23 protein-coding genes and 1 pseudogene are annotated in these 26,391 nt (G+C 64.2%); 9 read left to right on the top strand and 15 right to left on the bottom strand.

All coding sequences use genetic code 11. From position 1 onward, the window contains the following. Positions 1-446: 446 nt before the first annotated feature. The 6 genes from B7G53_RS00775 to mltG form a co-directional block, all read right to left on the bottom strand. A complete protein-coding gene (locus B7G53_RS00775; protein ID WP_096662358.1) occupies positions 447-1,118 on the bottom strand; it encodes an ankyrin repeat domain-containing protein in 672 nt (223 codons plus the stop codon). Next, on the bottom strand, positions 1,115-1,912 hold the full coding sequence (locus B7G53_RS00780) for a TatD family hydrolase (protein WP_096662359.1): 798 nt from the start codon (positions 1,910-1,912) through the stop codon (positions 1,115-1,117). The genes B7G53_RS00775 and B7G53_RS00780 overlap by 4 nt, the downstream gene beginning before the upstream one ends. Positions 1,913-2,012: 100 nt before the next feature. Further along, positions 2,013-2,417 carry a PilZ domain-containing protein gene (locus B7G53_RS00785; RefSeq protein WP_096662360.1) on the bottom strand — a complete coding sequence of 135 codons (405 nt, stop codon included), beginning with the start codon at positions 2,415-2,417 and terminating at the stop codon, positions 2,013-2,015. A gap of 49 nt (positions 2,418-2,466) precedes the next feature. Beyond that, positions 2,467-3,558 (bottom strand): DNA polymerase III subunit delta', encoded by a 1,092-nt coding sequence (locus B7G53_RS00790; protein ID WP_096662361.1) that lies wholly within the window; start codon positions 3,556-3,558, stop codon positions 2,467-2,469. Further along, positions 3,558-4,232 (bottom strand): dTMP kinase, encoded by a 675-nt coding sequence (gene tmk, locus B7G53_RS00795; protein WP_096662362.1) that lies wholly within the window; start codon positions 4,230-4,232, stop codon positions 3,558-3,560. Before tmk ends, B7G53_RS00790 begins: the two co-directional genes overlap by 1 nt. Beyond that, positions 4,232-5,224: an endolytic transglycosylase MltG gene (mltG, locus tag B7G53_RS00800; RefSeq protein WP_096662363.1), complete on the bottom strand. Its 993-nt coding sequence runs from the start codon at positions 5,222-5,224 to the stop codon at positions 4,232-4,234. Before mltG ends, tmk begins: the two co-directional genes overlap by 1 nt. 62 nt (positions 5,225-5,286) lie before the next feature. Between mltG and ygfZ the strand changes: the two genes are divergently transcribed. After that, positions 5,287-6,255 (top strand): CAF17-like 4Fe-4S cluster assembly/insertion protein YgfZ, encoded by a 969-nt coding sequence (gene ygfZ, locus B7G53_RS00805; RefSeq protein ID WP_096662364.1) that lies wholly within the window; start codon positions 5,287-5,289, stop codon positions 6,253-6,255. Positions 6,256-6,264: 9 nt separating this feature from the next. After that, positions 6,265-7,113, top strand: coding sequence for an NRDE family protein (locus B7G53_RS00810; protein ID WP_096662365.1), 849 nt, complete (start codon positions 6,265-6,267; stop codon positions 7,111-7,113). On the opposite strand, the gene B7G53_RS00815 is transcribed toward B7G53_RS00810, so the two are convergent. The 3 genes from B7G53_RS00815 to B7G53_RS00825 all read right to left on the bottom strand — a co-directional run bounded on the left by B7G53_RS00815 (position 7,110) and on the right by B7G53_RS00825 (position 11,283). Next, positions 7,110-9,377, bottom strand: a complete 2,268-nt coding sequence (locus tag B7G53_RS00815; protein ID WP_096662366.1) for an O-antigen ligase family protein — start codon at positions 9,375-9,377, stop codon at positions 7,110-7,112. The genes B7G53_RS00810 and B7G53_RS00815 overlap by 4 nt on opposite strands. Positions 9,378-9,463: 86 nt before the next feature. Then, complete coding sequence (locus B7G53_RS00820; protein WP_096662367.1) at positions 9,464-10,321, bottom strand: YbgC/FadM family acyl-CoA thioesterase; 858 nt, start codon at positions 10,319-10,321, stop codon at positions 9,464-9,466. Then, positions 10,318-11,283, bottom strand: a complete 966-nt coding sequence (locus B7G53_RS00825) for an alpha/beta hydrolase (protein WP_096662368.1) — start codon at positions 11,281-11,283, stop codon at positions 10,318-10,320. Before B7G53_RS00825 ends, B7G53_RS00820 begins: the two co-directional genes overlap by 4 nt. A 169-nt stretch (positions 11,284-11,452) precedes the next feature. Between B7G53_RS00825 and B7G53_RS00830 the strand changes: the two genes are divergently transcribed. Continuing rightward, positions 11,453-12,589 carry an iron-containing alcohol dehydrogenase gene (locus tag B7G53_RS00830; RefSeq protein WP_096662369.1) on the top strand — a complete coding sequence of 379 codons (1,137 nt, stop codon included), beginning with the start codon at positions 11,453-11,455 and terminating at the stop codon, positions 12,587-12,589. A gap of 59 nt (positions 12,590-12,648) precedes the next feature. Next, on the top strand, positions 12,649-13,083 hold the full coding sequence (locus B7G53_RS00835) for a hypothetical protein (protein WP_096662370.1): 435 nt from the start codon (positions 12,649-12,651) through the stop codon (positions 13,081-13,083). Between the two features lie 12 nt (positions 13,084-13,095). Here the strand turns inward: B7G53_RS00835 and B7G53_RS00840 are convergent, their stop codons facing one another. The 6 genes and pseudogenes from B7G53_RS00840 to B7G53_RS00865 all read right to left on the bottom strand — a co-directional run bounded on the left by B7G53_RS00840 (position 13,096) and on the right by B7G53_RS00865 (position 19,707). Then, complete coding sequence (locus B7G53_RS00840) at positions 13,096-13,482, bottom strand: helix-turn-helix domain-containing protein (protein ID WP_096662371.1); 387 nt, start codon at positions 13,480-13,482, stop codon at positions 13,096-13,098. After that, positions 13,479-13,628 (bottom strand): annotated as a pseudogene (locus B7G53_RS00845) (type II toxin-antitoxin system HigB family toxin); the annotation flags it as partial. The pseudogene B7G53_RS00845 and the gene B7G53_RS00840, both read right to left, overlap by 4 nt. 23 nt (positions 13,629-13,651) lie before the next feature. Beyond that, positions 13,652-14,779, bottom strand: coding sequence for a patatin-like phospholipase family protein (locus tag B7G53_RS00850; RefSeq protein WP_096662372.1), 1,128 nt, complete (start codon positions 14,777-14,779; stop codon positions 13,652-13,654). A gap of 111 nt (positions 14,780-14,890) precedes the next feature. Then, positions 14,891-17,266, bottom strand: a complete 2,376-nt coding sequence (locus B7G53_RS00855; RefSeq protein ID WP_096662373.1) for a Tex family protein — start codon at positions 17,264-17,266, stop codon at positions 14,891-14,893. 311 nt (positions 17,267-17,577) lie between these two features. Beyond that, positions 17,578-18,912 (bottom strand): sensor histidine kinase, encoded by a 1,335-nt coding sequence (locus tag B7G53_RS00860; RefSeq protein WP_096662374.1) that lies wholly within the window; start codon positions 18,910-18,912, stop codon positions 17,578-17,580. A gap of 9 nt (positions 18,913-18,921) precedes the next feature. Beyond that, the gene (locus B7G53_RS00865) at positions 18,922-19,707 is read right to left on the bottom strand and encodes a LuxR C-terminal-related transcriptional regulator (protein ID WP_096662375.1); all 786 of its coding nucleotides are present in this window, start codon (positions 19,705-19,707) and stop codon (positions 18,922-18,924) included. A gap of 628 nt (positions 19,708-20,335) precedes the next feature. On the opposite strand from B7G53_RS00865, the gene B7G53_RS00870 reads away from it, so the two are divergent. The 5 genes from B7G53_RS00870 (at position 20,336) to B7G53_RS00890 (ending at position 26,356) form a co-directional block, all read left to right on the top strand. Continuing rightward, positions 20,336-20,815, top strand: a complete 480-nt coding sequence (locus B7G53_RS00870; protein WP_096662376.1) for a hypothetical protein — start codon at positions 20,336-20,338, stop codon at positions 20,813-20,815. 154 nt (positions 20,816-20,969) lie between these two features. Further along, on the top strand, positions 20,970-21,398 hold the full coding sequence (locus tag B7G53_RS00875; protein WP_096662377.1) for a hypothetical protein: 429 nt from the start codon (positions 20,970-20,972) through the stop codon (positions 21,396-21,398). Positions 21,399-21,486: 88 nt separating this feature from the next. Next, on the top strand, positions 21,487-23,220 hold the full coding sequence (locus B7G53_RS00880) for a DUF4384 domain-containing protein (RefSeq protein WP_176491243.1): 1,734 nt from the start codon (positions 21,487-21,489) through the stop codon (positions 23,218-23,220). 20 nt (positions 23,221-23,240) lie between these two features. Then, positions 23,241-24,359 carry an SEL1-like repeat protein gene (locus B7G53_RS00885; RefSeq protein WP_096662378.1) on the top strand — a complete coding sequence of 373 codons (1,119 nt, stop codon included), beginning with the start codon at positions 23,241-23,243 and terminating at the stop codon, positions 24,357-24,359. Between the two features lie 116 nt (positions 24,360-24,475). Continuing rightward, positions 24,476-26,356 (top strand): monovalent cation:proton antiporter-2 (CPA2) family protein, encoded by a 1,881-nt coding sequence (locus B7G53_RS00890; RefSeq protein ID WP_096662379.1) that lies wholly within the window; start codon positions 24,476-24,478, stop codon positions 26,354-26,356. The last annotated feature ends 35 nt before the right edge of the window (positions 26,357-26,391 follow it).

The following is a 26,391-nucleotide window of genomic DNA, read 5'->3' on the forward strand; positions in this document are numbered from 1 at the left end:
GAAACCTGCTTTAAAGCACTAGCTGGCCAACGTTACTTCGTTGGAGATGGTCATAACTACTGCAGTCAGCCATCAGCCAGGCCCAAAGCTGCGGCGAATAGGATGTTTAACTTATCTCGTGGATCCAGAGCTTGATCGTGATTTCGGGAACATTTTCAAAGAATGAACGTTCGGAACGTAACACACATACTTTTCTCCGAAACTGTCAAAAGGGCAGAAAGAAGCAAGATTACGTCGTACTCGGATCTGGGTTTACGTTATCGCTGTGCTAATACCTTGTCACGCAAACGTATTAAAAGCCGGGCTACTGCGCTTAACATAATATACATCGTGGAACATATACAAGGCAGATCAAAACTGCAGAAAACGCTGCCAAGCCGCACCAGGCTTGAAAACCGGCCGAACCCCTTGCCCGGTCCGGCTGCCGTTTCACCGCCTTCCTGGATTCACCATTTGCCGGTGGCTTGCCGCTTGCGCACGGCTGTCGCGATGAGCTCCATGGATTCAGTGCGGCTGACGCGTCGCGCAAAGTCGATGGCGGTCAGGCCTTGCTGGTTCTTCAGCAAGGGATCGGCGCCCGCGTCCAGCAGCAGTTTGACGGCTGGCGTGGTGCCGTATTGCGCAGCCATCATCAGCGGTGTGGTGCCGTTGGGCGATTCGGCATCAATGTAGGCGTGGTTTTCCAGCAGCAGGTTCATGATGGCCAGGTGCCCCTTGCTGGCGGCGTAATGCAGCGGTGTCCAGCCGGTCTTGTTGACGTCGGCATCTCGCTTGATCAAGGCGGCCACTGTTTCCAGCTGGCCCTTGATCGCGGCCAGCATCAGCGGGCTTTCGCCATTGGCGTTGAGCGCGTTGACGTTGGTTTTGGGCCAGTCCAGCAGGGCCTGGGTGGCTTTGGGCGATGGCTCCTGGATCGCCAGGTACAGGCCAGGCTGGCCTTTGGGGTCGACGGTGTTGGCATCAAAACCGCGGGTCAGCAACTGGCGGATGACGCCCGGGTTGTCCTGCTTGATGGCTGCAAAAAAGTCTTCATACGAACCTGCACTGACTGAAATAAATCCAGTAATGACATATAGATAGACGGTCTTTTTAAAGTAATTGATGAGGTATGTTTTCATGCCATGACTCCTGAAAATAGCCGCTCGAAGTTGCGGCTGGTGGCCTCGGCAATGGCTTCCACCGGCATCTGCCGGATTTCGGCGACCTGTTTGGCCACGTAGGGAACATAGGACGGGTTGTTGGTTTTGCCGCGGTAAGGCATGGGCGCCAGGTAAGGGCTGTCGGTTTCGATCAGGGTGCGGTCCAGCGGCACAAAGCGGGCCACTTCGCGCAGGTCAGCGGCGTTCTTGAAGGTCAGGATGCCGGAAAACGAGATGTAAAACCCCAGGTCCAGCGCGGCCCGGGCCACCTCGGCGGTTTCAGTGAAGCAGTGGAACACCCCGCCGGCCCGCCCTGCTCCGTCGGCGGTTTCGCCCTCTTCCTTCAGGATGGCCAGCGTGTCGGCGGAGGCGCTGCGGGTGTGGATCACCAGCGGTTTTTGGGTCTGGCGCGCGGCGCGGATGTGGGTGCGAAAGCGTTCGCGCTGCCAGTGCATGTCGGCGATGCTGCGCTCGCCGAGGCGGTAGTAGTCGAGCCCGGTTTCGCCGATGGCCACCACCCTAGGCAAGGCGGCGCGTTGCACCAGGTCGGCCAGGCTGGGCTCGGTCACCCCCTCGTTGTCGGGGTGCACGCCGACGCTGCACCAGAAGTTGTCGTAGCTGGTGGCCAGCGTGTGGACGGTCTCGAACTCTTCGAGCGTGGTGCAGATGCACAGCGCCCGGTCCACCTGGGCCTGCGCCATGGCTTCGCGTATCTGCGGCAACTGGGCCTGGAGCTCGGGAAAACTCAGGTGGCAATGGGAATCGGTGAACATCGGCAAGGCTTTGTTGGATGTGAAAAATGGCTGTAGCCCATATCAGACGGGCGCAGGCAGCTATCAAAAATGAAGCAGCCCAGGCAGGGCCTGCAAGGGACTAGATCGTCTGCGTCGGACGGTCGGAGGCCAGGTGGGCACCGAGGATTTCCTCGATCTTGATCTTCAGCAGGCGGGACTTTTCGTCGTTGGGAAAACGCACGCCCACCCCCTGGGTCCGGTTGCCGGAAGCCCGCGCCGGGGTGACCCAGGCCACCTTGCCCGCCACCGGGTAGCGCTGCGTGTCGTCGGGCAGGGTCATCAGCACGTAGACGTCGTCGCCCAGCTTGTAGTCGCGCGCCGAGGGGATGAAAACGCCGCCTTCGGTGAACAGCGGAATGTAGGCGGCGTAGAGTGCGGCTTTTTCGCGGATCGCCAGCTGGATGACGCTGGGCCGGGCGGCGCTGGAACTGGTGGCGGTGGCACCGGCAGCACCGGGAGAACCAGCAGGAGGCGTTGTACTCATGCGCCTAGTTTATCGGGTTGACCGCCGGGCTGTCAGCAAGAAACAGCGCTTATTTTGAATTGAGAGCCAGCTGCGCCCGGCTGACCAGCGCCTCCAGCATCAGGCCGGGGTTGTAGGGGTGTTCCACGGTACGCGCCGTGGCTGCCAGCTCCTTGGCCCAGGCGCCCAGCGCGGCAAAGCCGGGGCCGGCGCCGGCGCCAGCCGCACCGGGTTTGCCGGCAGGCTGCACCGGCAAGTCGGCGTGGCGAAAAAACCGCGGTTCGGCGCCGGCCCGGGTGGCCAGCATGTCGTGGCAGAGCTTTTGCAGCGCATCGACGGCCTGGGCCGGCCCGAAGTCGCTGAGCGCCCCGACCTCGCCCCGGGCCATGGCTTTGGGCAGGGCCTGCCAGTGCTGGGCGATGGCGCTGCTGGGTCCGGCCTGCGCGCGTTCCAGCGCGTCGGCGGGCCGGCCGCCGGCAGCGGCCAGCAGGGTGTGCAGGTCGGCGGCGGCCGGCAATTTGCCGGCCTTGCCTTCCGGTCCGGCCCGTTCTGCCAGCCAGGCCAGCGCCTGGTCAAAATCCGGCCAGTGCATGGTGTGGCCCTGGCAGCGGCTGCGGATGGTGGGCAGCAACTGGTGCGCGGCCTCGGTGGCGAGGATGAACTGCACCGCGCCGGGCGGCTCTTCCAGCGTCTTGAGCAGGGTGTTGGCGGTGATCGCGTTCATGCGTTCGGCCGGGTAGACCAGCACCACCTTGGTGCTGCCGCGCGAACGTGTGAACTGGGTGAACGTGACGGCCTCGCGCGCGGCGTCAACCTTGATTTCCTTGCTGGGCTTGCGTTTCTTGCTGTCCAGGTCGTCCTGGGTTTTTTCGTCCAGCGGCCAGCCGAGGCCCAAGGAAAGGGTTTCGGGCATCAGCATGCAGAGGTCGGCATGGGTGTGGACATCGACAGCATGGCAACTGCCGCACACGCCGCAGGCGCCCTGCGCCGTGGCCTGCTCGCACAGCCAGGCCCGTGCCAGTGCCAGCGCCAGATCGAACTGGCCCAGTCCGGACGGACCGCTGAGCAGCCAGGCATGGCCGCGCTGGGCCAGCAGGGTTTGCAGCTGGGTCTGCAGCCAGGGGGCCAGCGGTGGGCTGGGCGCGACGGAATCGCTGGTCATCAGAGCCAGCCCTTGCCGGTGAACACCTGATGCACCGATTGCCACACGGCCTCGCGTGTCCGGTCGGCATCAATGCGGGCAAAACGTCCGGGGTCGGCGGCCATGCGGTCGGCGTAGCCTTGGGCCACACGGCGGAAAAACTCCACCGGCTGGGCTTCGAACTTGTCCGGCACGCGGGCGCCGGCCAGGCGCTGGGCGGCTTTTTCGGGCGGCAGGTCGAACCAGACCGTCAGGTCGGGCTGGACAATCGCTGCAACTTCTTCCTTTTGGCCGAGTTCAAGAACAAAACCATTCCCCAGCCCCCGTGCATCCTGCGCCCACAGCTCCAGTTTTGATAGCACGTCGAGGTCGAAGCCGCGCCCGCCGCCCTGGTAGGCAAAGGTCGCATCGGTGAACCGGTCGCACAGCACCACATCACCGCGTGCCAGTGCCGGGGCAATCACGGTGGTCAGGTGGTCGCGCCGGGCCGCAAAAATCAGCAGGGCTTCGGTCAGCGCGTCCATGGGATCGTTGAGGATCAGGGCGCGCAGCTTCTCGGCCAGGGGCGTGCCGCCCGGTTCGCGGCTCAGGGTCACGGCCCTGCCCTGCGCCTTGAAGACCTCGGCCAGCGCGCTGATGTGCGTGGATTTGCCCGCGCCGTCTATGCCTTCGAAGCTGATGAACAGGCCTGTCATCAGTTGTTTCGTTGAAACTTGTTGACGGCACGGTTGTGCTCGTCCAGCGTGCTGCTGAAGTGGCTGGTGCCGTCGCCGCGCGCGACAAAATACAGGGCCTTGGTTTGCGCCGGCTGCACCGCGGCCAGCAGGGCCGCCTTGCCGGGCATGGCAATTGGCGTGGGCGGCAGGCCGGCGCGGGTGTAGGTGTTGTACGGTGTGTCGGCCTGCAGGTCACGCTTGCGCAGGTTGCCGTCGAACTGCTCGCCCATGCCGTAAATCACGGTCGGGTCGGTCTGCAGCAGCATGCCGATGCGCAGGCGGTTGCTGAATACCCCGCCGATCTCCGGGCGGTCCGAGGGTTTGCCGGTTTCCTTTTCAACAATGCTGGCCAGGATCAGGGCTTCGTCGGGCGTCTTCAGGGGCGTGTCCGCGCTGCGCAGGGCCCAGGCCGCTTCCAGGCGTTTGTCCATCGCGCGGGCTGCGCGTTTGAGGACCGCCAGGTCGCTGGAGCCCTTGGCATAGGTGTAGGTGTCGGGGAAAAACCGGCCCTCGGGATGCACCCCGGGCTTGCCCAGCTGCGCCATGATGGCTTCCGCGCCCAGCCCTTGGGAGTCGGGTTTGAGGGCTTCGGCTTTTTGCAGGGCTGCACGCACCTGGCGGAAGTTCCAGCCTTCGACCAAGGTCACGCTTTTAAGGCTTTCCTCGCCGCGGACCAGCATGCTCAGCAGCTTGCGTGGCGTGGTGCCCGGCGTGATCTCGTAACTGCCGGCCTTGATCTGGCGCGCCTGGCCCGAGAGGCGAAACCAGGCATACAGCAACACCGGCTGCACATCGACGCCGCTGGCGGCCACGACGCCGGCCACGCGCTGGGCGGGGGTGCCGGGCTCGATCTCCAGGTCCAGCACCAGGCTGCCGGGCTGCGGCTTCAGGGTCAGGGGTTCGTGCAGCCACCAGCCGACGGCACCAAACACCACCAGACCGGCGAGAAACGCCAGCACGAGCAAACTCATCAAGAAACGACGCACAACCCTGTTACCTTCCGGAAAACGATGGGTCTATGATAATTCAGCCCATGTTGACCCTCCCTTCCGATTCCCCTCCTGTTTCCCTGCCATTGACCACCCTGCCGTCCGGCGTTGCCGAACTGACGCACCTGGGTGTGATCCGTGTTGCCGGCGAAGAGGCCGCCAAATTCCTTCAGGGCCAGCTGACGCAGGACGTGGCGCTGCTGGGTCTGAGCGCAGCGCGCCTGGCCGCTTTCTGCAATGCCAAGGGCCGCATGCAGGCCAGCTTCATTGTTTTCAAACGCAGCGAGGACGAGATCCTGCTGGTCTGCAGCCGCGACATCCTGCCCGCCACCCTCAAGCGCCTGTCCATGTTTGTGCTGCGTGCCAAAGCCAGGTTGAGCGATGCCACGGCGGAGTACACCCTCTGCGGTCTGGCTGGTAATGCTATCGAAACCATAGCTGTCGGCGTACATCCTGCCTGGGCCAAGCTTGATTTGGATGCTGCAAGTCTGGTGTTCCTGTATCCCGGCGCCGGCCAGCCGCGCGGCCTGTGGTGCGCCCCGGCCGGCACCCCGGCGCCTGCGGGCGCGGCGTTGCCACTGGCGCATTGGCACTGGCTCGACGTGCAGTCGGGCATCGCCATGATCACGCAGCCGATTTTCGAAGCCTTGGTGCCGCAGATGCTCAACTACGAGTCGGTCGGCGGCGTGAGCTTCAAGAAAGGCTGTTACCCCGGCCAGGAAATCGTGGCGCGCAGCCAGTTTCGCGGCACGCTCAAGCGCCGCGCTTACCTGGCGCACACCGACGGCACGCCGCAGGTGGGCCAGGAGGTGTTTCATGCCGCCGACGCGGAACAACCTTGCGGCCTGGTCGCGGCCTGTGCCCCGCACCCGGCGGCAGGTTTTGATCTGATCGTGTCCCTGCAGACCGCCGCTGCGGCCGATGCCGATGGCGGCCGGCTGACCCTGGGCAGTGCCGCCGGTCCCGCCCTAGCGCTGCTGCCCCTGCCCTACCCCCTGCTTGAAGATATCTGACGCCCTGCGATGTGCCTGATCGCCTTTGCCATTGGCGCTTCGCCGCGCTGGCCGCTGGTGGTAGCCGCCAACCGCGATGAATTCATGAACCGCCCCACGGCGCCGCTGGCGCGCTGGCACACCGATGCGGGCAAGGAAGTGATCTCCGGGCGCGACCTGCGCGCCGGCGGCACCTGGCTGGGCCTGAACCCCGGCGGGCGGATGGCGATGCTGACCAATGTGCGCGAGCCGCACCCGGTCGCCGGCGAACGGTCCCGCGGTGAGCTGGTCATGCGCTGGCTCGAAGGCGGGATGGATGCCAGCCAGTTCATGGCGCAGACAGACAGCGCCCTGTATGGCGCCTTTAACCTCGTGCTCGGTGATTTTCGGTCGTCGGCCTGGCATTGGCTCACCAACCAGTCCGACGCCAACGGCAGGCCGGTTGAGGGCTGGCAGTCGCGCGCCCTCAAGCCCGGTGTTTACGGCCTGTCCAATGGCGCGCTGGACACGCCCTGGCCCAAAACCCGCGCATTGAAAACAGCGCTGCGCCAAGCGCTGGATTCCGACAGCCAGGAAGACCTGCAGGCCGGACTCTGGTCGGCCCTGCAGGACAGGCAGCGCCCCGGCGACGAGCAGTTGCCGCGCACGGGGGTGCCGCTGGCCCTGGAGCGCGCGCTGTCGAGTGTGTTTGTCGAATTTCCCGAGCATGCCTACGGCACGCGCAGCAGCACCTTGCTGGTGGTAAGCCGCGGCAGCAGCCGCAATGACAACCATTGCCACGACGTGCTGATCCAGGAACAGACTCACCTGCGGCCCGGTGGTCTGGCCGATGCGCCCGCGCAAGCGGCTTTTCGCCTGCACTGGAGCGCAGCGGCTTAAAGCCGTGTCAGGTACGCCGCCGGAATTTTCTGCCGGGTCGCTTCCTTTTCTTTGGTCGCGTCGGGGCTGGCCGCCAGCGCTGCGCGGTAGGCCTCCAGCGCCAGGGCGTCGTTCTTCTTGTGTTCGGCGTAGATCCGTCCCAGCTCCAGCAACGCCTCCACCTGCCCCTCCGGCCAGCCTTGGTTGCGCAGAGTCAATCCGTTGATGGCAAGGTCGTAGTCCTGCGTGCGCAGGCCCAGGCTCACCGCGACATTGACGAGGTTGTAGTCGTAGAAGCCTTCGTCCAGGTAGCGACGCGCCAGCTTCGCGGCTTCCGGTTCGCGTCCGGCATGGGCCAGCACCAGCAACTCCAGCCCGCGCACGGCCGGGGACTCTGGTTGCAGCTTCTTGCAGCGCTCCAGAAACTCCAGTGCCTTGGCGTGTTGGCCCAGCTGGGAATAGCCGCGCACGAGATTGGACAACATCGCCACCACATGCGGCCTGGACGCCACCACCGACTCCCAGATCCAGATTGCGTTGTCCCAATCCCCCCAGCGCGCCAGATGGTCCGCGACCATGGGGGTGATCTTGCGGTAATGCGGGTTGATCCTGGTGCCCTCATCCATCAGAACCAGCATCTCGTTTTTGCTTTTGTTCCAGCGCGGGTTCGTGGGATCGCCGGACTGCGAGATCATGAGCGCCCGTTTGACGGCGGTGATGATCTTGTATTCACTCACGGCGGCCTGCTGGCTGATGTAGCCGGCAAGCATCAGGCAAAAAATGCTGGCAAAAAAGCCTGCCCGTGAAAATGCCGGCCGCCAGGGCAGTGGGCGGCTCCAGCCCCAGCGGGACGCACCACGCCGGGCATCGGAAGCGGCAAGCAGGGCCAGACCCGTGGCAAAAATGGCGCCCGTCGACGCCAGCCGCCATGGAAAACCGGCGTTGCTGACCAGCAGCAGCGCCAGCAAACTGGTGAGCAAAATAGCGCGTGCCCCAGCCTCGGAGGGGGCCCCGGATCTCCGGTCCTGAAAGGTATGCCAGGCCGAAAGCAGCAGGTAGCCGAACAAGCCCATCAGGGTGATCCAGCCGACAAGGCCGTATTCGGCGATCAGTTGAAGGCTTTCGTTGTGTGCGTAGTAGTCGGTTTCCAGCGGCGAGGCTGCGGTCTGGTAGAGGGGGGAGTCGACTTCCCACGCCCCCGCGCCGACCCCGCTGAAAGGCCGGTCGGCAATCATGCGCCCTGTGGCTTTCCACATGATCAGTCGCACCGAGACAGAGCCCGTTGCAAACGCCTGCTCGTTATTGAGTTCATGGGCCACCGAGGCACTGCGGTAGATGCTGCGTTCCAGGGCGTTGCTCCCGCTCTGTTCGCCTGCAATGTTTGGGTTGCCGGTGTCGATCAGGCCGAGGCCGACCACCGTGCCGAACAGAACCATGAGTGCCAGCGCGCGCCAGACCGGGGACCAGTGCGAAAAATTGAACTGCCGACGGTAGATGAAACCAATCGCCGGCAAGACCATAAAAAGCATGAACCAAAAGGTGATGAGCGCCGACCGGGTGCCGGTCATCAACAGGGCGACCACGATAAAGCCCGTGCTGAAGGCCATCAGGACAATCTGCGACAGGCGCTGCGACTGGGCCAGAAGATAGACGGAAAACGGGATGGCGCACACCGCCATTTCCGCGAAAAAATTACGGTTGGCAAAGGTCGAGGCGGGGTTGGGGCCTTGCGGAAAATAGCTGAAATTCACCCAGAACTGCAATGCGGTCCATAGCGAAGCCATGGCGGCTCCCCAGTGGATGCCCCGGGCCAGCAAGGGCAGCGCAGCCGGTGAAAACGTGTTCAACCCAAGCCACAGCAGCAGGCTGAAAACAAACCAGCGTATCGCCTCCACGCCGGCCAGATAGGTATGGGACCAGGCCATGCTGCCGAGGGCATAAGCCATCAGGATCAGCGGAAACCACATCAGGACATGCCAGCGCAAAGGCTGTTGGCGCTTGCGCTGGTGCCAGAAAAACAGCAGCGCTGCGGCCAGGGTCATCAGCGCAACCACCATCGATTTCAGGGTGTCCTGCACCATTTCCTGAAAAGGAACGCCGATGGCCGGCACCAGAAACAGCATGGCCGCCAACACGGCCACCGCGGCGCCGCTCCGGACCTCACTGGTTGCTGGAGATGTGATCGCCTGTCCGAGCGGCAACGGCTGTTCCGCGGAAAGCAGCACGTCGGCCCCCGCGGTGAGGGCGGCCGGCTTGCCGGTGGAAGCTCTCTTTTTCTTGGCCATGGAACGTCAGTTTTCGTGCTTGGGGGGTGCGAAGGGGAAAGTACCTTGCCCCCTGCTTTGTATTGTCACCGGCCCACGCGCAGGCCTCAGAGTTGGCGAAACATCTCGATGTGGGCAATGGCCACCTCATCGAACGGCTCGCCGCGCGGGGTGAAACCCAGCCGGCTGTAAAAACCCTCGGCGCTGCGCTGGGCGTGCAGCAGCACCTCGGTGTCGCCGCGTTGGCGGGCCTGGGCCATCAGGGCGTGCAGCAGGTCGCGTCCCAGGCGGGTGCCCCGGAGCACCCGGCTCACGGCCATGCGCCCGATTTTTCCGGTGCCGGGGGCGTGCTGCAGCAGCCGGCCCGTGGCCACCGGTTGGCCCAGGCCGTTGTAGGCCACGGCATGCACGGCGCTCTGGTCGGCTTCGTCCCATTCCATCTCCAGCGGAATGCCCTGCTCTTCTATGAACACTTCGGAGCGGATGGCCCCCGCATGGGTGCCGAGTTCGGCCCAGGAGCCCAGCTTGAGCGTGACCATGGGCTCGCCGGCTTCGTAGGCGGTCAACATGCGGCGCAAGCCGTCGGGCACCGGCCGGGAGGTTTGCGTCACCGGGTCGGCAAACACGTAGATCAACTCGCTGGTGATCAGCAACTGCTCGCCGCGGAAGATGGCGCCGGTGAACACCATGGACGAGGTGCCGATGCGCGAGCATTTCATGGCGACGTCGAGCTGATCGTCGCAGCGCGCCGAGGCATGGAATTCGATGGTGGCTTTCTTGACATACAACTCGCCGCCCAGCTGCTGCATGGCCTGTTCATACGGCAGGGCCAGCGCGCGCCAGTAGTCGGTGACCGCGGTGTCGAAGTACATCAGGTAGTGCGCGTTGAAGACAATTTTCTGCATGTCCACTTCGGCCCAGCGCACACGCAGGCGGTGAAAAAATCGGAAGTCCTGTCGTTTCATGAGTCGGTCTCTTTCAAAAATGCACGGCGCAAGGCACCGGCCGCATCGGCATGGGCTTGCCGCGCCTCGGGAAGGATGCGCCCCATCTTGATGAACTCGTGGGTGACGCCGCGGTAGATTTCCAGGTCGACCGCCACGCCGGCCATTCTCAGTTTGTCGGCGTACATCACGCCTTCGTCGACCAGCGGGTCGCATTCGGCCAGGCCCACCCACGCCGGCGCCACGCCGTCCACATCGGGCGCATTCAGGGGCGCGAAACGCCAGTCGTCGCGGTCGGCCGGGCTGCGCACATAACGGCTGAAAAACCAGTTGATCTCGCGCTCCTCGAGCACAAAGCCGCGTGCAAACTGGCGGTGCGAGGGCGTGTCCTGGTGCGCCGAGCAGCCGGGGTAAAACAGCAACTGCAGGGTCAGCGGCAAACCGGCGTCACGGGCCAGGACCGCACACATTGCGGCCAGCGTGCCGCCAGCGCTGTCGCCGCCCACGGCCAGCCGCTCACTGTCCAGCCCAAGCTTGTTCGCGTGGGTTGCCAACCACTGCAGCGCATCCTCCGCGTCATGGGCAGCCGTCGGAAACTTGTGCTCGGGGGCGAGCCGGTAGTCCACCGACACCACGGCGCAGCCCGCCAGGTGGCTGAGCTGGCGGCACAGGATGTCATGTGTTGCGATGCTGCCTATGGTGAACCCGCCGCCGTGGAAATACAGCAGCACCGGCAACGCCTCGGCCGAAGGCGCGTACAGCCGGGCCGGCAAGGCATGGCCGTCGCGCGCCGGGATGCTGAAGTCTTCGATACGCACCAGTGCCGGTTTGGGAATTTCCAGCACGCCGGCGCCGGCTGCGTAGGCCGCGCGGGCCTGGGTGGCCGTCAGCGTGTGAAACGCCGGGTGTCCTGCCCGCCCCATGCGGCTGATCACGTCGCGCATGGCGGGCGTCAGCAGGGCGTGTGCAGCCTGTCCCCGCATTTACCGGGAAGCCAGAAACATCGGCTGGGCGCCCGCTATCGCCAAAGTGACCATCATCCGGGTCTGCATGCAAGTCAAGAAAGTCTCCAGCCGGTAAAGTAGCGTATTCAGGTTGGGGCAGAAATACGCCAACCGCCCTGCATCGTACAACGCCGAAAGACAGCAAACCATGGCCTTCATTTACTACGTCACCCAGATCCAGTTCGAGTACGGCGCGGTCAAGCTCCTCAAGCAGGAATGTGAACGTGTGGGCATCAGCAAGCCGCTGGTCATCACCGACGCCGGGGTCAAGGCGGCCGGCGTACTGCAAAAAGCGCTCGACGCCCTGCCCGGCATGACCGTGGCCGTGTTCGACCAGACGCCCTCCAACCCGACCGAAGCCGCCGTGCGCGCCGCAGTCGCCATGTACAAGGCCCAGGGCTGCGACGGTCTGATCGCCGTCGGCGGCGGCTCGGCAATCGACTGCGCCAAGGGCGTGGCGATTGCGGCCACCCATGAAGGCCCGCTCAAGACTTACGCCACCATCGAGGGCGGCTCGCTCAAGATCACCGACCGCGCGGTACCGCTGATTGCCGTGCCCACCACCAGCGGCACCGGCAGCGAGGTGGCGCGCGGCGCCATCATCATCCTGGACGACCACCGCAAGGTCGGCTTCCACTCTTGGCACCTGGTGCCCAAAACCGCGATCTGCGACCCCGAACTGACACTGGGCCTGCCGCCCAAACTGACGGCGGCCACCGGCATGGACGCGATTGCGCACTGCATGGAAACCTTCATGGCGCCTGCCTTCAACCCGCCAGCCGACGGCATCGGCATGGACGGCCTGCAGCGCGGTTGGGCCCACATCGAGCGCGCCACCAAGGACGGCAGCGACCGCGAAGCCCGGCTCAACATGATGAGCGCCTCCATGCAGGGCGCGATGGCCTTCCAGAAAGGCCTGGGCTGCGTGCACAGCCTGAGCCACAGCCTGGGCGGCGTCGATCCGCGCCTGCACCACGGCACGCTGAACGCCATGTTTTTGCCGGCGGTCGTGCGCTTCAACGCGAGTGCCGAGTCGATCCAGAAAGAAAACCGGCTGAACCGCATGGCGCAAGCCATGGGCCTGGCTTCAGGCAGCGACATTCCCGAAGCGATCAAGGACATGAACGCCCGACTGGGCCTGCCCAAGGGCCTGGCCGAGATGGGCGTGCAGCGCGAACAGTTCGATCAAATCATCTTGGGCGCGATGGCCGACCACTGCCACAAGACGAATCCGCGGATTGCGACGGCCGAGGAGTATGCGGAGATGTTGGGGGATTCGCTTTAAGCGACAGATTTTTGCTTTGCTGGTAGTACAGTGACTTAACCGCTAATTGAGACCTACCCATGTCATCTGCTGTCGTTGCTCTGCTTTCAATTCTGGGGGTTGTAGTTGGTGCATTTCTTCAAAACTACCTCGCGAAGCAGAACAACGAGTCAAAGCAGCTCCTGGATTCACGCAATCAAGCTTATGTCGATTTTTTGGAGGCCGTATCGCTCGTTGTAGCCGCGCAGCGCTTAGGGAAGAAAGAACAAGAAATTGAGCAACTTGCTCGTCTTACGCACGCTAAGGCGCGGATATGCATCTTCGGAGAAGAGTCGGTAGTTCGAAAATTGGCCTCTTTTTGGGCAGCCGGAGCGTCGCTGGAAACGGAATCGGAGATTTTGGCATTTACGCGGTTCTGCCTTGATATCCGACGGTCTCTAGGACTTAAAGACAAAGAACTTCTCATAGGTGAAGTTTCGCAACTTCTATTTGCGATCAAACCTCCGCGAAGCTAGTTCGTAAGTACATCAACCCTCAGCAGGCTGCCGAATCAAACTCTCAGCCGGAATCCCCAGCCCGATGTGCAGCTTCCACACCATGGCCATGGTTAGTTTTCTTTTGCCGTTGAGCACTTCATAAACCCGGTTGCGCTGTCCGATCATGGGCTCCAGGTCTTTGGGTTTGAGGCCTTGCTGCTCCATGCGGAATTTGATGGCTTCCACGGGATCGGGGGGATCTATCGGGTAGTGCTTGGCTTCGTAGGCCTCGATCAAGGTGAGCATGGCTTCAAAGTGCGCGCCGGCATCGCCGTCGACCTCGGGTTCGTTGTCAAAATATGGCGCCACCAATTTCAGCGCGGCATGGTAATCGGCCTCTGTGCGAATCGGGTGAATGGGATAGACATTCTTTTTCATGGCTGGTTCTCCACGGTGGCGGCGTCGATGGCATCGTATTGCGCATGGGTGCCAACAAACTTGATGTATAGGGCCGCAAATCGGTAGGCCACCGCCACCACCAGGCGGTAATCATTGCCCTTGATATTGAACACCACCCGGTTGCTATTTCGGGATATCAACGCGCTTGTCAAAGCACCTCCACCCGCCCCACATCCGGCTTCGCCAGCCACCCCTGAAACTCATCGGCCAGTTGCCGGCTTGCCGCCACCGCCGTGCTCCAGGCCTTGATGCGTCCGGGCAGGTCGGCGCCGTAGCGCAGAAAGTCGTTGCGGTCGGGCAGCTTGTGGTTGGGCAGGGTCTGGACCCAGGCCGGGTCGGGCGCCAGCAGCAGCATGTTGTCGAGGAAGTGTGTGGCGCCGTGGCGCCATTTCAGGCCTTTGTCGAGCCAGCCGGGCACCACGGCTTTCTGGAAGTGCGGGTACAGCACCAGGCCCGGAAGTTTGGAGTCATTTCGGCCTTCAGCCCCCGTCCCGCCTGCGCCAGCAGCTATCAAATCAGAAGCATAGTTGAGGTGCAGGTGGTAGTCGGTGATGCCGCCGTCCCAGTAGGCGCCGGGGGGCGCGCCGGGAATGTTGTGCACGGCCTGGAGCATGAAGGGAATCGAGCAGCTGGCCTGCAGCGCGGGGTTGAAGTTGGCCTCGGTCAGTGCCAGCTGGCGCGTGCGGTAGTCGCTGGTGGCAAAGGGCAAAGGCGCGCCCTGGCTGGAAAACACCACGCGCTCCAGCCAGGCGCCCATGGCCTTGCGGTGCACGGTGTTGGTCAGGAACGCGCCAAGGTAGCCCAGAGGCGTGCGCAGCCTGTGTTCACGCCCCAGCAGGTGGCGCCCGCGCGAGGTGACGATGTGCAGGCGGTAACGCGGGTGCTGCAGCACCTGCTGCACGCGGCCGCCGTAAAAGTCCTGCAGGCTCTGGCCGAACTGCGCGCTGACGTGTTGTGCGCTGGGCCGCTTCTGGCCGGGCTGCCAATCAAAGTGCTGGCGGATGTAGTCGTCTTCCAGGCGCTGGAAGGCCGCCACCGGCTCGTCCAGGCAGGCGGTCGCCATGCGCCAGGCGCCTATCGATGCGCCGACCAGATGCACGGGCTGACTGCTGCCCGCCAGCCAGTCGCCGAAGATGAAGCGGTCCAGCGGCCCGAGCACCAGGCCCTTGGGCCCGCCCGCCGCGCCCGGCACCACACGCACGTCCTGCGGACGCAGGCCGTGCTGTTCGATGTGGCGTCGGGCCTGGGGGCCGGCGTAAAGGCGGAGGGCTCGCATGAAAGATTTTGTACGCTATTGTTTTGGTAGCAGCTTGCGCCCGTGTTGATTGGGCTAGATGCCAATTTGACATCAAAACCCGGCGCCCTGCAGCCTTCTGCGCGACGAACGTTATTTCTTCAGGGCGGCCAGCTTGCTGAAGGCCGATTCCATGGCGGTGGAGGCAGCCGGCTGCGGTGCCCTGCCCTGCCCGCCACCATAGTTGCCGCCGCGGCTCTGCCCCTGCCCCGGCCGTGCGCTCTCAAAGCGGTTGTCGCGCGGGCCTCCTTCCCTGCCTTGGCGCGCCGGTGCGGCGTCCAGCTTCATGGTCAGCCCGATGCGTTTGCGCGCCACATCCACCTCGGTCACGCGCACTTTCACGATGTCGCCGGTCTTGACCACCTCGCGCGCGTCGGTCACGAACTTGTTGGACAGCTGGCTCACATGGACCAGGCCGTCCTGGTGCACGCCGATGTCGATGAAGGCGCCGAAGGCCGCCACGTTGCTGACCGTGCCTTCCAGCGTCATGCCTTCCTTCAGGTCCTTGATGTCTTCGACGCCATCATTGAAGCGTGCCACCTTGAAATCGGGGCGCGGGTCGCGGCCCGGTTTCTCCAGCTCGGCGATGATGTCCTTCACGGTGATGACGCCGAACTGCTCGTTGGCAAACAGCTCGGGCTTGAGCGTCTTGAGCATCTCGGCGCGGCCCATCAGTTCGGCCACCGGCTTGCCGGTGTGCGCCATGATTTTTTCGACCACCGGGTAGGTTTCGGGGTGCACGCCCGTCATGTCCAGCGGGTTGCTGCCGGAGCGCAGGCGCAAAAAACCGGCGCTCTGCTCGAAGGTCTTGGCACCGAGGCCGGTGACCTTGAGCAAATCGGCGCGGCTGGCAAAGGCACCGTTGGCGTCGCGCCAGCGCACCACCGCCTTGGCCACGGTGTTGCTCAGGCCCGAGACACGTGCCAGCAGCGGCACGCTGGCGGTGTTCAGGTCCACGCCCACGCTGTTCACGCAGTCTTCCACCACGGTGTCCAGGCTGCGCATCAGGTCGCTCTGGTTCACGTCGTGCTGGTACTGGCCCACGCCAATCGACTTGGGGTCGATCTTGACCAGTTCGGCCAGCGGGTCCTGCAGGCGGCGCGCAATGCTGGCGGCACCGCGCAGGCTGACGTCTACGTCGGGCATTTCCTGCGAAGCGAATTCGCTGGCCGAATAGACCGAGGCCCCGGCTTCGCTGACCACGACTTTTTCGATGACCTGTTCAAGCTTGGCCATGCCCTTGATGAGGTCGGCGGCCAGCTTGTCGGTTTCGCGGCTGGCGGTGCCGTTGCCAATGGCGATCAGGTTGACGCCGTGTTTTTCGCAGAGTTTGGCCAGGGTGTGCAGCGAGCCGTCCCAGTCCTTGCGCGGCTCGTGCGGGTAGACCGTCGATGTTTCAACCAGCTTGCCGGTGGCATCAACCACCGCGACCTTGACGCCGGTGCGTATGCCGGGGTCCAGGCCCATCACCACGCGCGGGCCGGCAGGCGCGGCCAGCAGCAGGTCGCGCAGGTTGTCGGCAAACACCTTGATGGCGACCTTCTCGGCTTCCTCGCGCAGGCGGCTGAACAGATCGCGTTCGATGGACAGGCTGAGCTTGACGCGCCAGGTCCAGGCCACACATTTGCGCAGCAGGTCGTCGGCCGCCCTGCCCTTGTGGCTCCAGCCCAGGTGCACGGCAATTTTTCCTTCGGCGATGCTGGGCTGGCCGGCTTCCGGGGGCACCGGCAGCACGAGCTTGGCGTCCAGGATTTCCAGCCCGCGGCCGCGGAACACCGCCAGCGCCCGGTGTGAAGGCACGCGGCCAATCGGCTCGTCGTAGTCGAAGTAGTCGCGGAACTTGCTGTTGTCCGCGTTGTTTTCGTCCTTGCCGGTCACCAGCTTGGAAGAGAGCAGGCCTTCGTTCCAGAGCCACTGGCGCAGCGACTGCAGCAGCGCGGCGTCTTCGGCCCAACGCTCGGACAGAATGTCGCGCACGCCGTCGAGCACGGCCTGCACGGTGGTGAAGTCGTCGCCGTTTTCGCTTTTTTCGGCTTTCACGAACGCCACCGCCTCGTCCGCCGGCACGAGCGCCGGATCGGCAAACAGCTTGTCGGCCAGCGGTTCGATGCCTGCTTCGCGCGCGATCTGGCCCTTGGTGCGGCGTTTTTGCTTGAAGGGCAGGTACAGGTCTTCGAGCTCTTGCTTGGTTGGTGCCGCGGCAATCGCGGCGGCCAGTTCGGGCGTCAGCTTGCCCTGCTCTTCAATGCTTTTCAGCACCGATTCGCGCCGCTCTTGCAGCTCGCGCAAATAGCCGAGACGAAACTCGAGTTCGCGCAGCTGGATGTCGTCGAGACCACCGGTGACTTCCTTGCGGTAACGGGCGATAAACGGCACGGTGGCGCCGCCATCGAGCAGCTCGACGGCGGTCTTGACCTGGTGTTCCTGGACCTTGATTTCCGCCGCGATCTGGCGAATGATTTTTTGCATGTAGAGGAGGATTCGTCGTTGGCTGTGAATGGGGGACGGGCTGGCGCCGGGCGAGGGGCTGGGCCTCAAACCACGGCGTCAAGGGTCGGCATTGTCCCACAGCGGAAAGCCCTAGCCTGGCAGCGTGGCCGGGTTCCTGGGAGCCTGTCGGGCTTGGGGCGTCGAAAGCGAAAATCGGCCCCAGGGAGGACAGTTTTTGCCGGATTTGCAGGCCCATAACCAAGCTATGGGACAAAAAGACGGTGAAAGACGGTAAAAAATGAACCGCTGCGGTCGATTTGCAGCCGACGATTCCCAAGTCCGACAGGCTCCTAGACGTCGGCAGGCCCTGCCGGCACGGCGCAGAGTTCTGGATCCAGCGGCAAGGTCAGCTGTACGCGGGTACCGCCGCCGAACTTGCTTGCGATCGTCAGTTCGCCGCCCATCAGCCGGGCGCGCTGGCGCATGTTCTCCAGGCCCTTGCCGAGCGCTTCCGGCACCATGTTGTGCGCGATGCCCACGCCGTTGTCCCGCACCTCGAACTCCATGCAGCCCATGTCCGCTGCGTAGCGGCAGGACACGATAACCCTGGAGGCCTTTGCATGGCGCATGACATTGGACAGACACTCCTGCGCGATGCGAAGAACCTGCCGTGCCTCCTCGCCGTGAACGGTCTCCAGGGCGCTGCATATCTCGACGTCCCAGACCATCTGGATGCCCAGCTTGTCCAAGGGGCGTTGCACCCTGTGGCGCAGGGAGCCCAGCGCTTCGACGATGTTCTGGTCTTCCGACTCGATGCCGTCCACCGTCAGTTTGATGTCCAGCAGGCATTGTTCGAGCGCCAGGCCCAGGGCCTGCTGTTCAGGCGTGCGGTGGTCCAGCGACGACAGGATGCTGACAATCTGGGAGGCGACCCCATCATGCAGGTCGCGCGCAATGCGGTGGCGCTCATGGAGAATGGCGGAAGCGGTTGCCTCCGTCTCGTGACTGCTCCCGGTCCAGGGAGAGTCACCCGCGCTCAGACCTCTCAGTCGCACGCGCCGCGTCACCCACTGCCAGACCACCAGCAGGAGCAGCACATAAAAGTGCCTGAAAAGGATGGCGCTGTCGTCGGTGGTGTCTGCCAGTGTCACCTGCCGGATGCAGATGCCCAGGCCCAGCATGCTGCCCGCCAGGGCCACCCAGCCCGGGGCGCTGCGTGGCAGGTAGACGCAGGCTGCCATGGCGACGGTCAGCAGCATGGCCGAGAGCAGGTTCAGTACCATCCAGGACACAGGCACCTCTGCTCCGCCGGCGTTGCCGTTGTAATACAGCGCCGTCGCTCCCGCTACGGCTTGCACCCCGAGGATCCAGTAAATTCCGGCGCTGGCCACGTGCACCACGGTGAGCAGGAAACTGGCTGCACTGAGGATCAGGAACTGAGCCGCCAGCAGTGCAACGTAGGCCGCATTCGGCCCCCCGGCCTTGAAACCCAACCCGATGCTGACCAGGAAGTGGGTCAGCCATAGCAGCAGTGCCAGCCGCAAAGCCCCGGCAAGGGCGGCGCTGAAAAAACCGCGTTGCAAGTGGCCAGGGTTTGAGGGTCCGGGCCGCGCCGGCGACGCGGTCCGACGCACACGCTTGGTGTGCCGGGGGACCAGGCCATCGGGGACTGTGCGTAAGGACATGATGGTCCCCTAGAACAGTCCGCGATGCGCCGCATAACTGACCGCCTGGGCCCGGCTGCGCACATGCAGCTTGCGGTAGATGTTCTTGATGTGGGAGTTGACCGTCTGGCAACTGACGGCAAGCCGCGCGCCAATTTCGTTGCTGGTGTAGCCCGCTGCCACCATTTTCAACACTTCCTTCTCGCGATCAGACAGCCTCTTGTTGCTCGTTCCGTTGGAGGAATGCTCGGGGTCCTGGCCATTTTGCAGCTTGTGCAGCAGCCGCCGCGCGAGGTGGGGCGTGATGGAGGCGCCGCCATTGGCCACCTGCAGCACGGCTTCGGGAAAGTTGCCGAACCAGGAGTTCTTGACGAAGTAGCCTGTGGCACCCATTGTGAAAGCGCGCAAGGCGTGATCCTCGTCTTCCAGGGCGGAGATCACCACCGCCTCGGCCATGGGCCTGACGGTTTTCATGTGGTCGATCAGGTCGAACCCGGTGCCGTCGCCCAGATTGAGGTCCACCAGCATCACGTCGAACTCAAGCTGCGAAATCAGGCGCCGGCCCTCGCGCATGCTGCTGGCCTCTCCCACCACGTCGGTGCGCAGGTCACCCAGCAATTCCTGCGAGATCACCTTGCGGATGTGGGGATCGTCATCGATCAGCAGGACCCGCACCGGTTGCCCGGGCTGGCCGTTGAGGAAGTTGGGCCACAGGGAGGGTGGGCCCTCGTGTGCTGCCTGCAGGCCTGGCTGAATTCCGCGAATATCGCGGGGCGGGGGCTGCAACGCAGCCGCGGTCTGGATGATGTTTTGCATAGCTTCCCTGTACTGTTTTTTACCTACTCTTCCGTGAAACCGGTGCAAGTGTGGGGAACGGAGACCTGCCGAGGGATGACCCATGTCAAAAGAATCCCGGTTAGAGGCCGATGACACCGACCCCGTGGCTTCCCTGAATATCCTTGCGTACTTGCCTGCCTGACCCTTCCAAAATCGTGCCGAAACCCGGTTGATTCGTTACATCAAGTCACGTGGTGCACGAGGCAGAAACATCGAGCATCCGTGATTTTTTTGACACAACGAAGTAATTAGGTCCCAAATAGGTGACTCAATTGATGTTTATTGCTGCGTGTTTCCTTGGATACAACTTGTTACTAACTATTTCGTTTTGCCCAAGCATCTCACAAATTGATAGCGTTGTCTCCTTATTTGGTCAGCGTCATCGCATGGACTGCTGATCAAGGGGGGGCTTTCTCTCCCCTGATTGAAGTACTTACGACTGGTTATTGGCGTAAACCTGCGCCGTACCCAAACTCCACCTCGACAACGCCAAAAGACCCGCCGATTCCCTCCGGAAAAGCTGTTCTCCGCCGCGAAGTCACTGTGGCTGGCCACCGGATTCCCTGGTGGCCAGAAGGTCTTAAGTCACTTTTTTAAGGAAACTGTCATGAAAAAACTTGTACTCCTCGCCTTGTCCGCCGTTGCTACCGCCGCGATGGCTACCGGCCCGACCCCTGCCAGCGAAATCACGATCAGCGGCAACTCGGCCCAGGTCGCGGTGCTGTCAACCACCGGCGTCGTCAACACCGCCAACGGCAGTGATGCTCTGGCCCAGCAAAACCTGGCCAGCAATGCCGGTAATGTGACGATCAGCGGCAACTCGCTGCAGATCGTCGGGGCACGCGGCAGCTATGTGGGCAACACCGCCAACGCCGACACGGTGGCCCAGCAGAACCTGTCGTCCAACGTCGGTGACGTCACTGTCAAGGGCAACTCGCTGCAGGCCACGCTGCTGGCTAACAGCTATGTGCTCAACAGCGCGACCGGCCGCGATGCGACAGCGGTGCAGAACATTGCTTCGAACAATGCCTGCTTCGCCTGCACCACGACCGGCTCCGGTCACGGCGGCGGCCACAACGAGCACTGAGAGCGCCGTTCCAGGGCCTCTTTCGGCGCCGAATCCGCTGCCAGCCCTGGCTGGTGCAACGGCTTCTGCGGCGTGAAGGCCCTGGCGGGGCGTGCCGGATCGGGCGGTGTTTGATCCGGCACTTTCCTTCCCTTTAACGCGAGGAGATTCCGTCATGAAAACGTCATCGCAGGTAGTGGGCGCAGCCACCATGGCCGCCCTGTTTCTGGTGGGCTCGGCGTGGGCACAGAATGCGCCCGGCGAGGACCCGGTGATTCTCACCAAGCGCATCTCGGTGCAAATGGCCCCGATCGGCGGCGCACGTCCCAGCTCGCCGCTGGAGTCCATGAACAACATGCCGGCATGGATGAAGGCCAAGGTCGCGCGCTACGAGGCCAAGGCCAATTCCGACCAGACCAACGGCATCAAGACCGAGGAAGACGCGACCCGCTCGGCCAGTTCCGACGGATTCAAGAAAACCTGCATCCAGGAAGTTGGCAGCACGACGGTGGCCAGTGCCGCGCCCGGCGCCCGGCAAAACGGTCTTTCCAGCAACCAGCAGATCGTGGTGCTCAAGGGCGATCTCGTGAACATCTGCAAGTAACCGTGACCTTTGCCGCGGGGCAGACCAAGCGTGTCTTCAGGCCGTCATCTCAGAAAATTTTCATATCCGTCGTCGTGAGGAGAACAACATGAAACCATCCATCCGGCTTGCGCCTGTCAGGTCACGCTTCACTTCACTGGCCACCATGCTGGGCCTTGCGGGGGCCGTCCTGCTGGCCGGCTGCGCGACGCCGGCCGATCCGCGCGACGATGCAAAATTCCAGTCCTATGCCAGCGCGACCAACCGGCCCGTGGTGCGGCCGGTGCGATCGGTCTCGAGCTTCTCCGAATCGCTGATGTGCATGGACTACCTGTTCCGCGAGGCGGAGATCTCCACCACGCTGATCACCAGCAAGCAGATCCCCGATTTCTCGACCCGCGTGCCTGTAGCCACGAAAGACATGATCATCACGGCCCTCTCGCAGATGTCCCGGCTCAGCAATGCCTTCCGTTACGTCGACTATGAGGTTGACATTGCCCGCCAGGACACGGTGCAGAACCTGACCACCATCCTGCTCAACAACAACCAGATCCAGCTGCAGCGCCCTGCCCTCTATTTCTCCGGCGCGATCGCGTTTGTCGACCAGAATGTGATCAACAACCGTTTCGAAGTGGGCACCGCGGCGTCGCGGCTGGACACCGGCTACAGCAAGAACCGCAACGCCACCATCATCGGGCTGGAGCTGCACATCGGCGACTTCCGTTCGCGCACCCTGATCCCCGGGCTCGACTCGGCCAACGAAGTCATCATCGCTTCCGGCGGACAGGGCCTGGACCTGGCCGGCCGGATCGGCAGCTATGGCGTGCAGTTCAATGTGGGCCGCGACTATGCGCAGGGGGCCGGTGCGGCCATCCGGACGCTGGTGGAGCTCGCCACCATCGAACTGGTCGGCAAATGGGCGCGTGTGCCGTACTGGCAGTGCCTGACCCTGGAGCAGACCCACCCCGACTTCCAGCGGCAACTGCGCGACTGGTACGACCAGGGTTCGCCGTTGCTGCACAACAAGCTGGTGCAGCGCTCGCTCATCAGCCATGGCTATCTGGGAAACAACGGGACGCAGCTCGATGAGAACAGCCCGGAGTTCCGCACGGCACTGGGGCGCTTTCAGGCCGATACCGGCATGGTGGTGTCCGGGCGAGTGGATTTCCCCACCTACGAGCGCGCCCTGCGCCATTTCGTCTCGCTGGGCAAGGACGGAAAACTTGTGCAGATCGGCTGGTCCTCCACCAGCGAGGCGCCAACGGCCAACGCGGCAGACTACCAGCGCCCGGGCGGCACGAGCCCCTACGGCCCCGCCGCCTATGGCAGCGCGGCACCCCCGCGAAGGATCAGCCTGCAGATCGAAAACGTGCTGGTGGGGCGTTCCGCCTTCGAGGTGGGCGAACAGGTCTTCCTGTCGGCGAGCCTGTCACGCGCGTCCTACATGTACTGCTTCCTGCATGAGGCGGGCGGCAAGGTGATGCGCCTGCTGCCCAATGCCACAAATCCGAACGCCTTGCTGAGCGCCAACCAGGCGATCCGCATCCCGGACTGGATGAGCCCCACGCCCGGCTTCATCATGGATTCAACCAGCGCAGGCACCGAGCGCGTGGGCTGTTTTGCGACCGATACCGACGTGGCCGGAAAACTGCCACAGTACCTGCAGGCCCCGGCGCTGGCACCGCTGCGGCAGACGGCCAGCCTCGATGAAATCAACAAGGCGTTTGCCAGCAGCCTGGGGGCAGATGGCTATACCTTTGCCGGTGTCCAGTGGCAGGTCGGGCCCAAGCGCGCAGTTGCGCCGGCGGCCGCCGCCGCGGCGCCGCCTGCAGCCGCGCGTTAGTCCGCTGCAGGAAGCCGGCCATGCTGCGGTTCATTTCCCGTGTCATCTGTTGCTGCCTGTGGCTGGGGTCGGTCCAGGCTGCCGGCAGCGTCCAGCCGGAGCCGGCGTTCGACGGATCGCCGCCGCCACCGGCACCGCTGCGCGCGGCGGACCCGACGCCCGAGACGCTCAGCGCCACCCAATTGCCGCCTGCCCCGCTGCAGGCCAGGGAGCAGCCCTCGGCACTGGAGGCGGAGGTGTCGCGCCTGCGCTCACGGGCCCTGTCGGTGGACCCGCAACCGGGCCGCGTCGCGCGAGAGCAGGCCCGCGCCGCCTGGCTGCTCGGCCTGCTGTACCTGCACGGCCTCGGCGTGACAGCCAGCCCGAGTGAAGCCGCCGTGTGGTTTGAGCGCGCGCGTGCGCTGGGTGAGCCGCTGGCCGCCGCTGGTCTGGCCTGGTGCGAGATCGATGGCTGCCGCACGGCACCCAACCCCGCGGCGGCGCAACGCTGGATCACGCTGCTGCGCCGGGTGGACCTGCCGCGCGCCCAGTACCTGCAGTGGCTGGCTGACGAACGGCTGTCGCCGCTGCAGCTGGCAACACCGGGCTTGCGCGGCGAACCTGCCCCCGCGAAGCCCGCGTCGGACCGGCAACTGCTGCTGAGCGCGGCGCGGGGCGGCAACGTGCATGCCCGGATAGAGCTGGGCTTCGAAAGTATCAGTGCCAACCGGCCCGCGGAAGCGCTGGAGCATTTTCGCGCCGCCGCACCCAGGTCGGAAGCGGCTTCTGCCAACGCGGCACTGCTGTCGGAACGACTGCGCGTCACGCCACCCGCCCGCAGTTCCGCCTCCGCCGCTGACACTTTTGCACGGGCGCAACGCAACCACCGCGGCGAAGGCCAGCCGGCCAATTTCGTGGAGGCCATCCGCCTCTACCGCCTGGCACAAAACCAGGGCAGCGAGCCGGCCAGGAGGATGCTGGAGCTGATCTTTTCCCGGCCCGGCCCTGACGGCCAGGTTGATATCGCCTGGATGCAGCAGCTGGCCTACCTGAACCTGTCTGGCGGCGCGCCGGCGCTGGACAGCACCACGGTTCGCCGCGCGCTGCGCCGCGAGCCGACACCGCTGTTTGACATGCTGCCCGCCTACCTTCGCAAGTAGCCAGGAAGGGAGGCAAAGAGGCAGGCTGGCCAGACGGTGTGTCTGTCTTGTTGCGCAGCCAAACTCCGCTACCATCCTGAGCATCAGCCCCCGCGGGGCGCGTCCACGGGAATGTGATGGCAGTTGAACAAGGCAGTGAGCTGGTCAAGGTGGTGGTGTTGCTGGCCGCGGGCGTGCTGGCCGTGCCACTGTTCAAGCGGCTGGGCCTGGGCTCGGTGCTGGGTTACCTGGCAGCCGGCCTGGCCATCGGTCCCTTCGGCCTGGGCCTGTTTCGCGAGGCCGGCACCATCTTGCACCTGGCCGAACTTGGCGTGGTGATGTTCCTGTTTGTCATCGGGCTGGAGATGCAGCCGACCCGGCTCTGGACGCTGCGGCGCCAGATCTTCGGCCTGGGCCTGGCGCAGGTGGTGGTCTGCGGCGCCCTGCTCACGGCGCTGGGCATGGGCGCCGGGCTGAAACCGGTGGTGGCGTTCATCGCAGCCATGGGTTTTGTGCTGTCCTCCACCGCCATCGTCATGCAGTTGCTCGAAGAGCGCGGCGACACCTCCACACCACGTGGCCAGCGCATGGTGTCCATCCTGCTGCTCGAAGACCTCGCCATCGTGCCCTTGCTGGCGATCGTGGCTTTTCTGGCGCCGGAATCGAACGACGGTGCGGGTGTGTCGCGCTGGGTCAGCATTGGCGTGGCGCTGGCGGCCATCATCGGCCTGGTGGCGGTGAGCCGCTGGCTGCTCAACCCGCTGTTTCGCGTGCTGGCCAAGGCCAAAGCACGCGAGGTGATGACGGCGGCCGCCCTGCTGGTGGTGCTGGGCGCCGCCCTGGCCATGCAGTGGGGCGGCCTGTCAATGGCGCTCGGTGCGTTTGCCGCGGGTGTGATGCTGTCCGAATCCACCTTCCGCCACCAGCTGGAAGCCGACATTGAGCCCTTCCGCGGCATTTTGCTCGGCCTGTTTTTCATGGGTGTGGGCATGTCGCTGGACCTCAAGCTGGTGCTGGCCGACTGGCCGCTGATTCTTGGTGGCGTGCTGGCCTACATGGCGTTCAAGGGCTTGGGCATTTACAGCGTTGCCCGCATCACCAAGTCCAGCCATGGCGATGCCCTGCAACGCGCCGCCATGATGGCCCAAGGGGGCGAATTTGCCTTTGTGCTGTATTCGGCTGCAGCCACGGCCGGCATTGTGGAGGCCAGTGTCAACGCCGTGCTGACGGCTGCCATCATCATCTCGATGGCGCTGACGCCGCTGGCCGTATTTGCGCTGCGCTGGGTCATGCCGGACAAGCCAGAGCAGGACATGGACGGCGTGGAGAGCGTGGAGGAGGCGCAGGGCCTCAAGGGAAGCGTACTCATCATCGGTTTCGGCCGATTCGGGCAGATCGCGAGCCAGTCGCTGCTGGCGCGCGGCATCGACATCGCCCTCATCGAAAACGATACCGACATGATCCGCGCGGCGGCCCAGTTCGGCTTCAAGGTGAATTACGGCGATGGCACGCGGCTGGACGTGCTGCACGCCAGCGGCGCCGGCCATGCCCGTGCCATCCTGGTCTGCGTTGACAAGAAAGAGGCGACCAGCCGCATCGTGGCGCTGGCCAAGCATGAGTTCCCCTTGACACCGGTGCTGGCCCGCGCCTATGACCGCCAGCACGCGATCGAGCTGATCCATCTGGGGGTGGATTACCAGCTGCGCGAAACCCTGGAGTCGGCCCTGGCCTTCAGCAGCGCGGCGCTTCGGCAACTGGGCGTGCAGGAGGCCGAGGTCGCCGAAATCGCCGAAGACATCCGCCGCCGCGATGCCGAACGGCTGCAGCTTCAGCTGTGCGGCGACATCAGCAGCGGCATTGACCTGATGCATGGCGGGCGCTGGACGCCAGCGCCGCTGACCAGGCCCAAGCAGTCCGGCAAGGCGCTCAACGAGCAAGCCGCCGAAGCGCTGGAACCGGCCGGTGCGGGCGCTGCGGGCGGGGCAAAACCGGCCGGACACCACGCGCAACCCGACTGAGCACGGGCTTCCCGGCGCACGCGGACAGGCCTTTT

Source organism: Polaromonas sp. AET17H-212 (genome assembly GCF_002379085.1).
Classification (GTDB): Bacteria; Pseudomonadota; Gammaproteobacteria; order Burkholderiales; family Burkholderiaceae_C; genus Polaromonas.

What these genes read in the sequence shown, in the direction of transcription:
- B7G53_RS00775 (WP_096662358.1), bottom strand. Translation starts at nt 1,118, where the DNA reads ATGAAAACATACCTCATCAATTACTTTAAAAAGACCGTCTATCTATAT.
- B7G53_RS00780 (WP_096662359.1), bottom strand. Translation starts at nt 1,912, where the DNA reads ATGTTCACCGATTCCCATTGCCACCTGAGTTTTCCCGAGCTCCAGGCC.
- B7G53_RS00785 (WP_096662360.1), bottom strand. Translation starts at nt 2,417, where the DNA reads ATGAGTACAACGCCTCCTGCTGGTTCTCCCGGTGCTGCCGGTGCCACC.
- B7G53_RS00790 (WP_096662361.1), bottom strand. Translation starts at nt 3,558, where the DNA reads ATGACCAGCGATTCCGTCGCGCCCAGCCCACCGCTGGCCCCCTGGCTG.
- tmk (WP_096662362.1), bottom strand. Translation starts at nt 4,232, where the DNA reads ATGACAGGCCTGTTCATCAGCTTCGAAGGCATAGACGGCGCGGGCAAA.
- mltG (WP_096662363.1), bottom strand. Translation starts at nt 5,224, where the DNA reads ATGAGTTTGCTCGTGCTGGCGTTTCTCGCCGGTCTGGTGGTGTTTGGT.
- ygfZ (WP_096662364.1), top strand. Translation starts at nt 5,287, where the DNA reads ATGTTGACCCTCCCTTCCGATTCCCCTCCTGTTTCCCTGCCATTGACC.
- B7G53_RS00810 (WP_096662365.1), top strand. Translation starts at nt 6,265, where the DNA reads ATGTGCCTGATCGCCTTTGCCATTGGCGCTTCGCCGCGCTGGCCGCTG.
- B7G53_RS00815 (WP_096662366.1), bottom strand. Translation starts at nt 9,377, where the DNA reads ATGGCCAAGAAAAAGAGAGCTTCCACCGGCAAGCCGGCCGCCCTCACC.
- B7G53_RS00820 (WP_096662367.1), bottom strand. Translation starts at nt 10,321, where the DNA reads ATGAAACGACAGGACTTCCGATTTTTTCACCGCCTGCGTGTGCGCTGG.
- B7G53_RS00825 (WP_096662368.1), bottom strand. Translation starts at nt 11,283, where the DNA reads ATGCGGGGACAGGCTGCACACGCCCTGCTGACGCCCGCCATGCGCGAC.
- B7G53_RS00830 (WP_096662369.1), top strand. Translation starts at nt 11,453, where the DNA reads ATGGCCTTCATTTACTACGTCACCCAGATCCAGTTCGAGTACGGCGCG.
- B7G53_RS00835 (WP_096662370.1), top strand. Translation starts at nt 12,649, where the DNA reads ATGTCATCTGCTGTCGTTGCTCTGCTTTCAATTCTGGGGGTTGTAGTT.
- B7G53_RS00840 (WP_096662371.1), bottom strand. Translation starts at nt 13,482, where the DNA reads ATGAAAAAGAATGTCTATCCCATTCACCCGATTCGCACAGAGGCCGAT.
- B7G53_RS00850 (WP_096662372.1), bottom strand. Translation starts at nt 14,779, where the DNA reads ATGCGAGCCCTCCGCCTTTACGCCGGCCCCCAGGCCCGACGCCACATC.
- B7G53_RS00855 (WP_096662373.1), bottom strand. Translation starts at nt 17,266, where the DNA reads ATGCAAAAAATCATTCGCCAGATCGCGGCGGAAATCAAGGTCCAGGAA.
- B7G53_RS00860 (WP_096662374.1), bottom strand. Translation starts at nt 18,912, where the DNA reads ATGTCCTTACGCACAGTCCCCGATGGCCTGGTCCCCCGGCACACCAAG.
- B7G53_RS00865 (WP_096662375.1), bottom strand. Translation starts at nt 19,707, where the DNA reads ATGCAAAACATCATCCAGACCGCGGCTGCGTTGCAGCCCCCGCCCCGC.
- B7G53_RS00870 (WP_096662376.1), top strand. Translation starts at nt 20,336, where the DNA reads ATGAAAAAACTTGTACTCCTCGCCTTGTCCGCCGTTGCTACCGCCGCG.
- B7G53_RS00875 (WP_096662377.1), top strand. Translation starts at nt 20,970, where the DNA reads ATGAAAACGTCATCGCAGGTAGTGGGCGCAGCCACCATGGCCGCCCTG.
- B7G53_RS00880 (WP_176491243.1), top strand. Translation starts at nt 21,487, where the DNA reads ATGAAACCATCCATCCGGCTTGCGCCTGTCAGGTCACGCTTCACTTCA.
- B7G53_RS00885 (WP_096662378.1), top strand. Translation starts at nt 23,241, where the DNA reads ATGCTGCGGTTCATTTCCCGTGTCATCTGTTGCTGCCTGTGGCTGGGG.
- B7G53_RS00890 (WP_096662379.1), top strand. Translation starts at nt 24,476, where the DNA reads ATGGCAGTTGAACAAGGCAGTGAGCTGGTCAAGGTGGTGGTGTTGCTG.